Annotated in this window: 9 protein-coding genes; 1 reads left to right on the forward strand and 8 read right to left on the reverse strand. The window is 44.8% G+C overall.

The features are described from left to right. The 6 genes from tesB to ACTRWF_RS07700 all read right to left on the reverse strand — a co-directional run bounded on the left by tesB (window position 1) and on the right by ACTRWF_RS07700 (window position 7,724). Window positions 1–861: an acyl-CoA thioesterase II gene (gene tesB / locus ACTRWF_RS07675; RefSeq protein WP_020743611.1), complete on the reverse strand. Its 861-nt coding sequence runs from the start codon at window positions 859–861 to the stop codon at window positions 1–3. Beyond that, window positions 854–2,728 (reverse strand): protein kinase domain-containing protein, encoded by a 1,875-nt coding sequence (locus tag ACTRWF_RS07680; RefSeq protein ID WP_015067257.1) that lies wholly within the window; start codon window positions 2,726–2,728, stop codon window positions 854–856. Before ACTRWF_RS07680 ends, tesB begins: the two co-directional genes overlap by 8 nt. 93 nt (window positions 2,729–2,821) lie before the next feature. Then, complete coding sequence (locus ACTRWF_RS07685) at window positions 2,822–3,700, reverse strand: 23S rRNA (adenine(2030)-N(6))-methyltransferase RlmJ (RefSeq protein WP_462835323.1); 879 nt, start codon at window positions 3,698–3,700, stop codon at window positions 2,822–2,824. Window positions 3,701–3,868: 168 nt separating this feature from the next. Further along, entirely contained in the window at window positions 3,869–5,542 is a 1,674-nt protein-coding gene (locus ACTRWF_RS07690) for a 2-oxo acid dehydrogenase subunit E2 (protein WP_462835324.1), read from the reverse strand. A 17-nt stretch (window positions 5,543–5,559) separates the two neighbouring features. Beyond that, on the reverse strand, window positions 5,560–6,537 hold the full coding sequence (locus tag ACTRWF_RS07695; protein WP_012518445.1) for an alpha-ketoacid dehydrogenase subunit beta: 978 nt from the start codon (window positions 6,535–6,537) through the stop codon (window positions 5,560–5,562). Then, entirely contained in the window at window positions 6,537–7,724 is a 1,188-nt protein-coding gene (locus tag ACTRWF_RS07700; RefSeq protein ID WP_462835325.1) for a thiamine pyrophosphate-dependent enzyme, read from the reverse strand. Before ACTRWF_RS07700 ends, ACTRWF_RS07695 begins: the two co-directional genes overlap by 1 nt. A gap of 521 nt (window positions 7,725–8,245) precedes the next feature. On the opposite strand from ACTRWF_RS07700, the gene ACTRWF_RS07705 reads away from it, so the two are divergent. Next, window positions 8,246–12,211: a S8 family serine peptidase gene (locus ACTRWF_RS07705; RefSeq protein WP_287149453.1), complete on the forward strand. Its 3,966-nt coding sequence runs from the start codon at window positions 8,246–8,248 to the stop codon at window positions 12,209–12,211. A 44-nt stretch (window positions 12,212–12,255) separates the two neighbouring features. Here the strand turns inward: ACTRWF_RS07705 and rmuC are convergent, their stop codons facing one another. After that, window positions 12,256–13,545 (reverse strand): DNA recombination protein RmuC, encoded by a 1,290-nt coding sequence (gene rmuC, locus ACTRWF_RS07710; protein WP_015067254.1) that lies wholly within the window; start codon window positions 13,543–13,545, stop codon window positions 12,256–12,258. Between the two features lie 224 nt (window positions 13,546–13,769). Then, entirely contained in the window at window positions 13,770–15,299 is a 1,530-nt protein-coding gene (locus ACTRWF_RS07715) for a FumA C-terminus/TtdB family hydratase beta subunit (protein WP_462835326.1), read from the reverse strand. Window positions 15,300–15,446 lie beyond the last annotated feature (147 nt).

Raw genomic sequence — 15,446 nt, forward strand, 5'->3', positions numbered from 1 at the left:
CTATTCATCTACTTTTCTCATTAACCCTTCTTGCATGGTTGAGGCAATAAGTTCACCACTTTGGTTAAATATTTGACCTCTAACCAAGCCTCTAGAACCACCACTAAAAGGACTTTCCATTGCATATAACATCCATTCATTCATGCTAATTGGGCGATGAAACCACATAGCATGATCAATGGTTGCAATTCGAAGAGACTTATCGGTCACTGCAACGCCGTGTGGCTGTAGCGATGTGCTAAGAAAGTGGTAATCTGACGCGTAAGCAAGTGCAGCTTGGTGCACGGCTAATTGCGCATCCATTGTGTCTCTTGCTTTTAGCCAAATATAACGAGTAGGCTCACGCTTAGCTGAGTGATATGAATTAGCAGCATCTACAGTGCGAATATCTACCGGTTTATGGTAGCTCAATGCTTCTTGCATGGGACGCGCAATTTTGTTGAAGTTCGCTTCGTAAAACTCTATGTCAGACTGAACGTCTTCAGGCGCCGGAACGTCTGGCATGGTGGGGTTTTGATGCTCCATACCATCTTGTGGCACCTGGAAAGATGCCGTCATGTAAAAAATATTTCTGCCATCTTGTATCGCTTTCACTCGACGCGCTGAAAAGCTTCTTCCGTCGCGTACTATTTCAACATCGTAAACAACCGGTTTTTTTGTATCGCCTGGCAATAAGAAGTAGGTATGAAATGAGTGCGCCACTCTGTCTGGTGATACTGTCTCATAGGCTGCCGCCAGTGCTTGCCCCAAAACCTGCCCGCCAAATAAAGCTCTAAAGCCTAAATCCCAGCTCTGACCCCGATAGATGCCAGCTTCCACTGTTTCGAGTTCAAATAGTGACGATAGTTTAATTTCAGACATGTTGTACGTTCTCTTCAATAACTGCTTTGGGGTTTCGCGGATAATACTTCTCGGGCAATTTTGCTTTGTGCTCAAAAAAGCGCGTATCTTTATAGGGTAACTTCATAAACCCTGATATGCCTAGCCCTTTTATGTTAGGAATTTGTTTGACAAGCTTTGCTAACAGGGTTTTAAACCGCTGCTCTTGACTATGATCGAGCAACGTATAGTAATTGTGAATTTTGAGGTGAGTTGGCAATGCTTCAAATATTATACACCCTGTGTGATGTATGGAGTTAAGCTGAATAATGGTATCAATGATATCTTGTGGTAGCTTTAGTAGCTCATCCGGGTCGTCGCCATCTTCAAAATAAGAGTGAGTTCTACTTTCATCTTTTTGCGCTGACACTTTTGATAGTTCATAGGGAATAGCCATAGCTTTTGAAGGAATAAATTTTTCTTCCTCGCTCTCACGCTCAATATGAAGCGTATTTTTAGCGTTAAACATACAACACTTAAAAACGGCGGGTTTGTGAATGGCGCTAGCCAGGTTAATAACGTTATTAACAGCCAGTTCAAACGCTGCCTTCAACGTTTCATCGTATAAATTAAGGCTTGAATCAACATATATGCCTTCGGGCTCCCAGCGCACGGCTATGCCGCCAACAACAGGATAGCGGCCTAATCTACTGATTGCCGATACAAACGCTTTCTCAGTATCGCCCATACCTTGAAGATAGTTTTTATAATAGCGATCAAACTGAGCATCGTCGATATAGCGTAATTCCTCTGCACCTTTTTCATCAAAGCCATTCGTTAAACGCGCTTGCTGCCTTAAATAGGATTTCCTCGAGCTGTATACAACGGTTTCTATATCTGCTCGAGTGTGAGTCAGCCATGTAGGAATTAACGGTGTGTATTGATGAGGCGTATCGTCGGTAAATACCATGTTTTTTAAAACGTGAAGATGATTAAACAAATAGTCACCGCCCTGGCGCCGTTTTACCGGGTCTTCACTAAGCATATATTCCAATATATTGGCTAACATTTTAGGCAGGCCTAACGACGATGGTGTAATGACCTTACTGCCATAACGGCAGGATTGACCCGATGCTAGTGCGTAAAGGGTACTGGCTAACCCCTGTTCGTCAAAACGTGGGCTTGAAAGTGCGCCGTTTAGCTGCTCCTCGCCAATAAAATAAACATCACCAAGTCGCGCATTAGTTTGGTGAAGCTCACCAGACATCAAGTCCATGACATTATTGCCAACATATTGCCCGGAAATGTCTGTTTGAGCGAACACCGACGACCCCCAATCTATAAGCCCAACCGTCTCAGTAGCTTTATCCCATACTAAATTTGACGGTTTAATATCTCCATGAACAATGGGTTTTATTTCGCCGTTTTCGCTGTATTGCCTGAAATTAGATAAAAGCTCTCCCACCTGAACGGCAATTTTTACGATGATACGCGGCGGTAAAGGCCCGGTTTTAAGGCTTACTTTCTCTAAATCTTCACCTGGGGCTAAGCCCATTACTAAGATAGACTGCTTGCGGATTTGTTGGTATTCGATAAAGCGAGGGACAAACTCGTGATTGATGTGAGAAAGCATAAACGCTTCCTCTTCTAGTCTGTCTTGTACGTGCTGAGGTAACGTTATTCGTGAAAATTTAAAAACCCTTGCTTCACCGCTTGGGTCGCTGCCTGCAAACGCGAAACCAAAGGCCCCTTTACCTAACAGTTCAATATCCCTATAGCCCAAGCTTTCTAACTGAGAAATACATAAATTCACCCAGTCTTTCAGCTTTTTTGCGTCGGCGTGAGAGAGCAGATAAATTGACTGTTCATCTGGTATATAAAAGTGTTTTAGGCCTTTAAGTTGCGACATCGTGTTATTTTCACTTTAACCTTTCACTGCCTGCGAGCGTGACCATGCGTTATTTTCGCTATATTCAGCGCCGGTTGCATGGGCGAACTACCATCAGTTATCTTCGTTTATCCAGCTCACATAGGTTGATGCACTGCTGTCACTGCTTTTTGCGCCTAATTGCAGTACAACGTTCTGTAACGCTGATTCAAGTTGGCTATCAAGCTGCCATGGTGGGTTCAAAACAAACACCCCAGAACCATACATGCCCGCTTCTGGCGTATTTTTTTCTACACAAATCTCGGCCTTAAAACAGGGCTTTCTTAACGCGGCAAGCTTATCGCACATAGTTTCGCTTGCCCCATGTTTAGCGCCAGCCCTTTCAGACAGTAGGGGGTACCAAACTACGATTTGCGCTTGTTGCCAACGTTTGAAAACTTGTTCTACACCTTTTATTACCTCGCCATATTCGGATGCGCGCTCGTAGGGTGGATCTATTAAAATAGCGCCTCGATTAGGTTTAGGTGGCGTAAGCGCTCTTAAACCTTCGTAGCCATCTCGCTTGTGAACATGCATTTTACGCAAATGCAATTTACCCATATTGGCTTCTAACTTATCGAACTCGGCGGGGTGAAGCTCCATTAAGTGTAAGTTATCGGTAGCGCGTTTCGCTGTCGCACTTATTGCAGGTGACCCGGGGTATTGATGCTTTGTTAAGAAAGGTTCACATAACGTCAGATAATCTTTCAAAAGCTCTGGTAGCGAATCATGTTCAGCGCCCGTTTTTATAATTCGCGAAATGCCTGTTTCGTATTCTTTGTTTTTCGATGACATTGCATCGTTTAAGTCGTACGTACCAGCACCTGCATGGGTATCGAAAAGAGTAAAGGGCTTATCTTTCTTCTTTAGTGAATTGATAACGCCTATCCAACATAGGTGCTTTATAACATCGGCATGATTACCAGCGTGAAATGCGTGTTGATAACTAAGCACAAAACCTCTGAAACATTGTTTTTCATATATAGCCTATGATAACGCCATAGCCGCACGAGGTACACAAAACAAAAAAGGGTTAATACGCCTATGTATCAACCCTTTTGTTGTTAATGCAATTTGCTTGGTCCTTGACCAAGGCCATAGCGGTTACGATTTTTACGCGGTTTACCTTAGATGCATCAGCATTTTTTCAGGTTGCGTTAAGTAGCTCATCCACAAATTATTGAAGCGAACCATAGTCGCACCATCAATAATGCGGTGATCGCCAGACCAGTTCACAGCCATAATGTGTTGTGCGCTCACGTTTCCTTCTTCATCAAAACGCGGTAACTTTTGCGTTTTCCCTAACGCTACAATTGCAGCTTCTGGTTTATTGATAACCGGCGTAGCGGTAATGCCACCAATAGCACCGATATTTGAGATACTAATTGTGCCGCCTTTTAAGTGTTCGCCCGCAACGCGCCCTGCTCTTGCCTGCTCAATAATGTCTTGCATTTGTTCTGCAATATCTAGCAGCGACAAATCTTGAACCCGTTTGATGTTGGGAACCAGTAGGCCAATTTTAGAATCTACGGCAAAACCAATATTGTGATCGCTAAAATAACTGATCTCGGTAGCATCTTCGTTTAGCTGACTGTTGATAGCTGGGAATTCATTCAGCGCAAGCGACATCGCTTTAACAAAAAATGGCATAAAGCTAAGTTTGATATTTTTTGCTTCAAACTCGGGCTTAAGCAGTTTACGTAGTGCCATTAAGCTGTCCATGACAAGCTCATCGCTTACCGTAAAGTGCGGAATGGTATACACAGAAGCCGACATCTGTTTCGCCATGGCCGCTTGAATACCGCGCACTTTTTCAGTTCTTACGTCACCAGGCGTTATTGTGTTGATGTCCCGCTTAGCTGACGCGTTAGGCGTTGGTGTGCTATGTGCTGCTTGCTCTTTCGACGCCTCATTACTGTTGCTATCAAGGTTTATAACATCAGTTTTTAGAATACGGCCTTTCTTCCCGGAACCCTTAACGGTATTCAAATCGATGTTATTTTCTCGAGCAACCCGTCTTACAGCCGGACTTGCCAACACTTTACCAGGTATCGCAACCGGAGGCTCAAACTCACCTTCTTTAAATTTTGACAGCTCTACCGTAGTTGACGTCTGTTGCTTAGTTGTTGCTTCTGAAGACCGTGCTTTTTCAGCACTCGTGCCTTGATAAGTCGAATGACTTTCTGACTGGTCAGTGCCTCCCTCTACTTCTAATGAAAACAGCGCGCTATGGACCTTAGCTATATCACCTTGTGCGTAATACAGTCGATGTACCGTTCCCGCGTTCTTTGCCGGTATTTCAACCACCGCTTTATCTGTCATTACTTCAACGACAGCCTGGTCTTCTTCTATGACATCGCCTTCAGATACGTTCCACTTAACGATTTCACATTCAACAATACCCTCACCAATGTCTGGTAAGATAAAATCTTCTACCTGTTTATTTGCATTCGCGTTTGAAGTCGAAGTCGAAGTCGAAGTCGGCAGGTCTACAACCACATCGGTGGTGTCTACAGCAGCGTCGGCTGGTGCCTGTTCATTATGCGCTATATCCGTTGCATCCGGCGTCATGGAAAAAAGCGGCGCGTGAACTTTCGCTATATCGCCAACGGCGTAATGAAGTTTGTTCACTACACCTGCATGCATAGCAGGAATTTGAACCGTGGCTTTGTCTGTCATAACTTCAGCAACAGGCTGGTCTTCCTCTATGTGCTCTCCCTCTGACACTAACCACTCAAGCAGTTCACATTCAACAATACCTTCACCAATATCCGGTAAGATAAATTCAATTGTCATATCATCGTCTCCCGGTTTTAATAATGAAGCGTACGCTTAATTGCTTCGTAGGTTTTAGTTTCATCTGGCATATATTCTTTTTCATGTGCCAATGGATATGGCGTATCAAGACCACAGACCCTAGCTATAGGTGCTTCAAGGTACAAGAAACAGCGTTCTTGTATGGTTGCCGCTATCTCGCTAGCAAAGCCCCCTGTAAGCGGTGCTTCATGGTTAACCAGTAATCGTCCAGTTTTCATTACCGACTGCATAACGGTTTCAGCATCCCACGGTAAAATACTGCGCAAGTCGATGATTTCGCATGACACGCCATCTTCTAACGCCATCTCAGCAGCTTTTTGCAGTATTTCGATTTGAGCACCCCAACCTAGTAACGTAATATCGCTACCTTCTTGTACTATGTCGGCTTTACCTAACGGCAGCTCATAATCTTCTTCTGGTACATCAGACACCGAAGCGCGGTACAAACGCTTAGGCTCCATAAACAACACCGGGTTTTTATCACGGATTGACGCCAGTAACAGCCCCTTGGCCTGGTAAGGGTTGCGTGGGATTACAATTTTCAAACCCGGGCAATGGGCAAAAAAGGCTTCCGGCGATTGACTGTGGTAATGACCGCCAGCAATCCCACCACCATAAGGAGTACGAATAGTTAACGTGCCCACATCGAACTGTCCACCAGAGCGATATCGCCATTTTGCGGTTTCGTTTACTATTTGATCGAAAGCGGGAAAGATATAATCACCAAACTGAATTTCGGCCACAGGCACCGAGCCTTGGGATGCCAAACCATTGGCAAATCCGATGATGCCCTGTTCGGTTAGCGGCGTATTGAAACAGCGGGCTTTACCAAACTTCTCTTGTAGGTGACTCGTTGCACGAAAAACACCGCCGAAATGGCCTACATCTTCACCGAAAACCATGACTTTTTCATCGTCGGTCATGGCTGTGATGAGCGCGTTATTGATAGCCTGTAGTAAGTTCATCTTCGCCATTACTTCACTCTCTCTGCGGTTTTAGGGTACATCTTCGGGTACTTTTTGATATGTGACTTAAGCTCGTTTATTTGTTCTTTTAGGTGCCAAGGTGGTGTGTCATACACGTCTTCAACAATGTCCTCAACGGCACATATATCGGTTTTCTCGCAGTTTTTCATTGCAGCCAATACATCTTGACGCGCTTTCTCTACGCGTTTTTGATTGTCGGCTTCGTTGTACCACCCTTTGCTCTCTAACCATTTCGCCATTCGAGCAATAGGGTCTTTGGCTCGCCATTTGTCTTCTTCTTCACGAGAGCGATACCCTGTCGGGTCATCCGACGTAGAGTGTGCAGCTAAGCGATATGTCATTGCTTCGATAAGTACAGGGCATTTTTCTTCTATAGCGATGCGACGGGCTTCTTTGGTTGCCGCATAGATCGCAAGAGCATCGTTTCCATCTACGCGAATGGTTTTAACTCCATAGCCTAGCCCTCTTGACGCAATACCGTCGCCAGCAAACTGCTCTTCTGCTGGTGTTGAAATGGCGTAGCCGTTATTTCGGCAGAAGAATATAACCGGGCAATTAAGTACAGCAGCCATATTTAACCCCGCGTGAAAATCCCCCTCTGATGCAGCACCTTCACCGAAGTAACATATAGTGACAACATCTTTACCCGACATTTTTTGCCCGTAAGCGTAACCGGATGCTTGGGGAATCTGCGTCCCTAGGGGCGAAGAAATTGTCATGAAATTAAGGGTTTTGTCTCCGTAATGGATAGGCATTTGACGTCCCTTATTCGGGTCGTCTTTATTGCTGAACATTTGATTCATGAACTGATCTGTAGTGTAACCGCGATAGGCAAGCGCACCCTGTTCGCGGTATTGAGACATGATCATGTCATCATTTGAAAGCGCAGCCGCACTCGCTACCGAAGCCGCCTCTTCACCCGTACTGGCGAGATAGAAACTAATACGACCTTGGCGCTGTGCACCTACCATGCGTTCATCTAATACTCGGATGTAATGCATGGTATTAAAAATTTTTAATGCCTCTTCCTTGTCGATGTTAGGCTCTTGGGCGTTTTTAATAAGTTCTCCCTGTTCAGAAAGAACCTGCAACATAGGGATATCAACCACCCCTTTAGAAATAATCTCGACCTTATTTGTTGTTTTTACTTCGGCCAAATGGTTTCTGTCTTTCACGTTTGTTCCCCTTAAAACTGAGGGCTAATAGCGACTTTATAGTGAATGACTATGCTAGTAGAGAGGAAGCAGGAGCGTCATTTTTATTCGCCAACGATTTAGCAAATGCATGAGATAGCCATACTCAATGATGTGCCCTTGTGGGGATATCCATCCTAATAAAGTAAATGCCATGTAAAAATATTGATAAATAGTTAGGATAAATATTTCATTCGAAGGGAGCGTCTTCGTTCTATTTCTTCTATTAGACAGAGAAAACATGTAATTAAATTACAATTTAATGCAAAAAGAACCGCGTTTTTCACTTATTAATCTAGTTAAATTTCAAAATTATATTCCCTCTTCAAATGTAACAAAATGTGTAAAGTGTGTATTACTGAAACACACGTTACAAAACAAATAAAAGTGTGCTAGTAATAGATAGTCACGGCGACAAACGGCACATAAATAAAGGCGAATGACCTTTAAAATCGACCTAAAAAGCCGCCGGACTCCAGGGAACTATTCACACGAGAATAATTATGAAAAAAACACTAATCAGTACCGTAGTTGCTACGGCATTAGCAGGTTCTGCTTTTGGCGCGTTAGCAATTTCCAACCAAATTTCCGGCCATAGCGTTGAGCAACGCAATGCAATCGAAGCCTCTTTCGATAAGAAAAATATTCTAGCCAATGCAATTCAAGCTAGCAGTGACAGTGTACGTGTTATCGTTCAGTTACATGACGTACCAATGGCGCAATTCAGCGCAGTAAACCCAAGCGTAAACAGTATGTCTGCGCACAAGGGGCAGAAAGTTAACTTTGAGTCTAACGCAGCGAAAGAATATAAATCGTTCCTAGAAACGCAACAGCAATCTGTTATCCAAACAATTAAAGCATTCGACAAATCCTTTAAAGCTGATTTGTCTTATACAGCGGCGTTCAACGGTTTTGCGGGTATCGTATCGAAAAGTGCGCTTGATAAACTTTCAAGCCTGTCAACGGTAAAAGCGGTATATCCTGATGTAATTCATCATGCCCAAATGGACGCAAGTTTGGATCTAATTGGTGCCGTTGAGACGTGGGAACAGTTTGGCGGTAAAGAAAGCGCCGGTGCGGGTGTTAAAGTAGCCATTATCGATAGTGGTATTCGCCCAGAGAACCCTTTGTTTAGCGGTGAGAACTTTACGGCTCCTGCCGCAGACACCCTTCCAACTGATGATTACTGTTCAGAAGTTCCTGACTTTTGCAACAACAAGCTAATCGTTGCTCGTGCTGCTGAAATCGTTGAAGGCTTTAGTGTTGTAGAAGAAGAATATGAAAGCCCGCTAGGTTTTAACGGTCACGGCACTCACGTAGCCGGTACTGCAGTAGGTAACTACGGCGTTATGGCAGAACGCGATGGCGCAGAGGCAGAAATTTCAGGGGTTGCGCCAGCGGCTTATTTGATGGCTTATAAAGGCCTGTATGCAACGCCTGCAAACCCCGCTTCTTCAAGCGGCGCATCGTCTATGTTGCTTTCAATGCTTGAAGCTGCACTGACAGACGGCGCTGATGTTGTAAATAACTCATGGGGCGGCGGCGCTGGCGGCAACCCTAACGGCTCTGTTTATGAAGATGTATTAGAAGCCATGCACGATGCCGGTGTTGTTACGGTATTTGCAGCGGGTAACGATGGCCCACTCGAAACCTCAATCGGTTGTCCTGGTTGCTCTGACGACGTTATTACTGTGGCGGCAACAACCACAGCCCGCCTATTTGCTAACGAGTTGACGATTGAAGGTGACACTTCAATTGGTACCATTCCAGCGCTTTACTCTGTTGGAAACCCTAACATCGTTTTTGACACTGCACTAACAGCCCCTGTTGTTTACGCTGGTGCAGTTAATGCAGAAAATGTTGAAGCATGTGAGCCTTTTGCCGATGATTCTGTGTTTGAAGGAGCGATTGCTCTAGTTAGCCGCGGTACTTGTGGTTTTGTAACAAAGATTGAAAACGCTGAAGCTGCGGGTGCTGTTGCGGTCGTTGTTCACAATGTGGATGGTCGCGGAGAAGCCCCAATCTTAATGGGCGGCCTTAGCCCAGACCAGACGGTTCCTTCATTCATGATCCCTGCAACCCCGGGTCAAGAGTTAGCAACACTAATCTCAGAGTCTGAAGAAGCGGTTAATATCACAATTGGTGCAGAAGTAGTTCGCGTTGTATCTGATAGCTTGGCAGATATCATGGCCGACTTTAGCTCACGTGGTCCTAACGGCGACCCTACGTTCTTGAAGCCTAACATTGCTGCGCCTGGCGTTAGAATTTTCTCTGGTGAATCTCCAGACGCACCGGGACACGAAGGCGAGAGCTTCTCGTTTAAAGGCGGTACGTCTATGGCGTCACCACACGTGGCTGGTGCAGCGGCACTCATTAAGCAGATGCACCCAGATTGGACTGCACAGCAAATTAAGAGCGCGCTTGTTACTTCATCTATTCGTGACGTATTAAAAGAAGACGCTGCTACACAAGCTGACAACTTTGACATGGGTGCGGGCCGCCTAGACTTGCCACGTGCGACATCAGTTGAGCTAACGTACAGCGATTTAAGTCTCGTTTCGTCTGAGTGTTATATTACTTGCGACATGTCTGTCACTGTTACTAATACAAGCGACGCTGATGTGACCGTTGATGCGACCACAATGTTTGATGATGAGAATATTGTTGCAACGGTTACGCCTGCATTGGCAACCTTACCTGCTGGTGCATCTGCACAGATCATGGTTTCGGTAGATGTATCACTTGTAGATTCTGGAGAATGGTTATTTGGTGGTATTAACTGGGCGGATACTAACGATGAAACAACGGATTACTTCATCCCTATTGCCATTTATCCTATTAACACCGACGAGCCTGAGTTATTCAACAGCTCGGTTAGCAATGAGTTTGCATCAGAGAATGAAGTGGTTAGAACATCTGCATCAGTCACTAACCAAGGTGTGACAGGCCTAATCGGCGTAACTTCAACCGTTGATGAAAAGTACGATATCGACGTTTCTAGTATTTCAGCAGTCAAAAACGGCAACCAAGAGCCAGTAACTTACGATGCAGAAAAACGTGAAGTTCGCTGGGAAGGGGCATTGAACACTGCAACGCTTGAACTCGTTGAAACAGCAGCGCCGTTTGGTTATTTTCCAATGCGTAACCTATCTTTTGCACAGCCTTTAGTCTGTAGTTCAGAATGTGATGATACAGTGATAACTGTTGAACCAGTTGTGGGCATAGAATATATGGGTCAAACGTATACAAGTGTGCAAATTTCTTCAAATGGGTTTATTTCTTTAGGGACTGCATCGGGTAGCGTTACCGAATACAGACCCCATGAGTTACCTGGTTCGCAAGAGCCTAATAATGTTATTGCTCCTTACTGGACGGACCTTAACCTTAAAGGCACTGCCGATAATGATATAGGCACCGGCAATATATATGCTCAAAACTTGAGTGCCGGTACTGATAGCTATTTCGTAGTTGAATGGGAAAATGCGATGCTATGGGGGCAAGAGGGTACAAGCGTAAATTTCCAAATTTGGTACGATGCGAGTGCTGAAACATTCTCGTTTGCATATGGACCTATGAGCCCTAACAACACCCCTGCTGTTGTAGGTTTTGAAGATGCGACAGGTACCGTTGGTTATACTCATGCTGCACAGTTAAGCACTGGCGTTACAGGTTCTCTACCAGTAGAGGGTGATGAATTTGGTATCGTTACCATCCCAGGTGATCAAATTACAGTGAGCTATAGCGGTTCAGTAAAGCCAGCGGGTGAGCTAATGGATGACACGCTTTCAGTTGACGAGGATGCCTCTATTACAGCTAACATCTTGGCAAACGAGAAGGAAGATATCATCTTCAATACGTTTGAGATGGATTCACTATCAGGTGACTTTAGGACATATACGCCTATTGAAGTTGATAGAGAAGAGTTAGACCCGTCAACTGTTGAAGTAACTACTGAAGCAGCAAACGGCACAGTGACGGTTAATGACGATGGTACGGTAACCTACACGCCAAACGCAGACTTCTTCGGTGAAGACTCATTCACCTACACAGTTCAGGTAGAGGGTACTACTACAGATGAAGGCGAAGTGGTAGAAGGTGACATCATTGGCGAAGGCACGGTATCAGTAGCGGTTGCAGGCGTACAAGATGCTCCTGTACTTTCAATCTCTGCGCCATCAAGCGTTGATGAAGGTGAATCATTTACTGTAACTGCTTCAGCAACTGACGCAGATGGTGATGACGTTACTATTACTATCGACGGTGTTGAAACAACGTCATTTACTGGTACTGCACCAAGTCACGAGCAAGCAAATCGTGTTACGGTACAAGTAACAGCAACAGACGGTATCGATACGACAACAGACAGCGTGACTATTATAGTTAACGATAAGTCTGGTGGTTCTATGGGCTGGATTGCATTGCTTCTAGCGCCAGCGGTATACCTACGTAGACGCATGAAACGTTCGTAACGTTTTACGTTAAACTAGAAAGGCCGCTTTTAAAGCGGCCTTTTTTAATCATCTTGAGAAAGTTGCTGCAAATGTTGTGACATTCGTTTACTAGGCTGCACCCCAAGCTCCCGAAACTTCTCTATCTGCCTTACAATATTGCCTCTTCCACTGGTTAGTTTGTTCATTGCCTGTTCGTAACTGGTATGGGCACTGTCTATTGACTTCCCTACTTTTTCCATATCAGTAACAAAGCCAACAAACTTGTCATAAAGTTTAGCTGCCTGGTCGGCGATAAGCTGTGCGTTTTGGTTTTGGTATTCGTATTGCCAGATGTTATTAATCGTTCTAAGAGCAACTAATAAGTTTGTAGGGCTAACCAGCATAATATTGTGATTAAGCGCGGTGGTAACAAGCTCTGGCTCTTCTTCAACTGCAATAAGAAATGCAGGCTCAATAGGAATGAAAAGCAACACATAGTCTAGCGTTTTAATGCCCTGTAACGTTTGATAGTCTTTAGCTCCTAGGCCTTTGATGTGGCCTTTAATAGACGCAACATGTTGCGCAAGGTGTTGGGCTTTTTCTGTATCATCTTCACAGTTGAAGTAGCGCTCATAAGCGGCGAGGCTCACTTTCGAATCTATTATGACGTCTTTATCATTGGGTAAGTGCACGACAACATCAGGCTGGAAGCGTTTGCCTTGTTCAGAGGTAGCAGACATTTGCGTTTCGAACTCGTGACCTTCTCGTAAACCTGACTCTTTTAGAATTCGCTCTAATACTACCTCGCCCCAATTACCTTGTTTTTTATTGTCGCCTTTTAGTGCATTGGTTAATGCGGCGGCTTCTTCAGTGATTTTCTGATTAAGTGCTTTAAGACTTAATATTTCTGTTTTAAGCGACGCGCGTTCTTGACCTTCGCGGATATGCTGCTCAGAGATTTGGCGCTTAAACCCATCTAATTCGTTTTTAAACGGTGCAAGCACCGCTTCAATATTGTGTTTAGTTTGCTGTGTATAACGCTGCTGCTTCTCTTCAAATATTCGGTTTGCGAGGTTTTCAAACTGGGTATGTAAGCGCTGCTCAGACGCGTTCATCGCAGCAAGTTTATCTTCATGCGCGGTGTGAAGTGCCTGGATGCGTGCTTGATGCGCTTCATTTTGTGCGTGTAACTTGGCGCTAGTGATTCGCTCACTATTTAATTCAGTCTGTAATTGTTCACATTGTGTAGTGACATGCTTCATTCGCGCGGCCACTTTCTGGCTACGAATGAATAAATAGAGCGCGAGTACGCTAAGACTAAGAAACGCAATTAAAAATGCAGTGGGTTCGCTGGAAATAAGGTTGGAAAACATAGTGCTAACTTCATACTGTTATTTTGTACAGCACTATAAACAAATCTTACTGCGTTTACCAACATCAGCGGTCGCGTTATCTACTAAGGGTGCGAATTTTTGGTACGCACTCTTAACGGTAAGGTTAATAAAAGATACAAAAACAGGTGCATACGCACCTGTTTTTTATGAACTAGAGCATGAGTTAAGCGAATATAATGCAGTCGCTCAACATAAGCTGGCCTCTATTTAGATAGCGACGCGTCTAACTCTTCAATTTTTGCTTTCCAAATGGCTGGACCATTTTTATGCGCATTGGCACCTGTACTATCGACAGCGACCGTTACTGGCATATCAACAACGTCAAACTCGTAGATGGCTTCCATACCTAAATCTTCAAAAGCGACAACGCGCGCGTTTTTAATTGCTTTAGACACTAAGTAAGCTGCACCACCTACTGCCATTAAATACACCGCTTTGTGTTTAGCGATTGAGTCAACCGTAGCAGGGCCGCGCTCTGCTTTACCAATCATGCCGATTAGGCCGGTTTCTTCTAACATCATATCGGTGAACTTATCCATACGCGTCGCCGTCGTGGGGCCAGCAGGGCCTACAACTTCATCGCCTACAGCGTCAACTGGGCCAACGTAATAAATAAAGCGGTTGGTTAGGTCAACGCCTTCGGGAAGCCCTTCGCCGTTTTCCATCATAGTTTGAATACGTTTATGCGCTGCATCACGACCTGTAAGCATTTTACCCGATAGTAATACGGTCTCGCCTACTTTCCACTCTTGAATATCATCCTTGGTCACTTCATCAAGGTTTACACGGCGGGTATTTTCACTCACTTCCCATGTTACTTCTGGCCAGTCTTCAAGCTTAGGTGGCGTTAGCTCTGTCGGGCCTGAACCGTCTAAATAAAAATGTGCATGACGTGTCGCAGCGCAGTTAGGGATCATGGCAACAGGCTTTGAAGCAGCGTGTGTAGGCAGGGATTTGATCTTCACATCCACTACCGTTGTTAAACCACCTAGGCCTTGCGCGCCAATACCGAGTTTATTTACGCGGTCAAAAATTTCTAAGCGAAGCTTTTCATCGGTAGTTTGTGGGCCACGTTCAATCAACTCTTGTATATCGACAGGGTCCATCAGGCTTTCTTTAGCAAGTACCGCTGCTTTTTCAGCTGTACCGCCTATACCTATTCCAAGCATACCGGGTGGACACCAGCCCGCCCCCATTGTTGGTAGCGTTTTAACCACCCAATCAGCAATATCATCGCTCGGGTTAAGCATTACCATTTTAGATTTGTTTTCAGAGCCGCCACCTTTTGCCGCGATCATCACCTCAATTTTTTCACCTGCCACCATATCAATGTGAACCACAGATGGCGTGTTATCCTTGGTGTTTTTACGGGCGCCAGCAGGGTCTGCCACAATTGACGCACGCAGCGGGTTATCTGGATTAAGGTAGGCACGACGGGTCCCTTCATCAACCATCTCCTGAACGGTCATGTCGGTTTTATCCCACGTTACACCCATCCCCACTTTAACAAAGCAGGTTACAATACCCGTGTCTTGACAAAGTGGGCGTTTGCCCTCTGCTGACATGCGAGAGTTGATAAGAATTTGCGCCATAGCGTCTTTCGCAGCTTGGCTCTGTTCTTTGTTATACGCTTCTTCTACGGCTTTTACGTAATCGAGTGGGTGGTAGTAAGAAATGAACTGCAGGGCATCTTCAATGCTGTCAATGAAGTCTTGTTGACGGATAACGGTCATGACATCCTCTTTTTATTTGGCTTTCGTGGTCTTAGCTATCTAAAAAAGCGTATACTAGCGCATCTAAAGGCATCGCACCATGTAAAACCATACGCATAATGCTAATTCCAGCTATTTTTAAAAGCTATGTCGCCTTGCCTTTCTAAA

It is taken from the genome of Alteromonas sp. G5_S2_22_S1 (assembly GCF_054968525.1).

Excerpts from the sequence above, each read along its gene's own strand:
- tesB (WP_020743611.1), bottom strand. The coding sequence starts at position 861 with ATGTCTGAAATTAAACTATCGTCACTATTTGAACTCGAAACAGTGGAA.
- ACTRWF_RS07680 (WP_015067257.1), bottom strand. The coding sequence starts at position 2,728 with ATGTCGCAACTTAAAGGCCTAAAACACTTTTATATACCAGATGAACAG.
- ACTRWF_RS07690 (WP_462835324.1), bottom strand. The coding sequence starts at position 5,542 with ATGACAATTGAATTTATCTTACCGGATATTGGTGAAGGTATTGTTGAA.
- ACTRWF_RS07695 (WP_012518445.1), bottom strand. The coding sequence starts at position 6,537 with ATGGCGAAGATGAACTTACTACAGGCTATCAATAACGCGCTCATCACA.
- ACTRWF_RS07705 (WP_287149453.1), top strand. The coding sequence starts at position 8,246 with ATGAAAAAAACACTAATCAGTACCGTAGTTGCTACGGCATTAGCAGGT.
- rmuC (WP_015067254.1), bottom strand. The coding sequence starts at position 13,545 with ATGTTTTCCAACCTTATTTCCAGCGAACCCACTGCATTTTTAATTGCG.
- ACTRWF_RS07715 (WP_462835326.1), bottom strand. The coding sequence starts at position 15,299 with ATGACCGTTATCCGTCAACAAGACTTCATTGACAGCATTGAAGATGCC.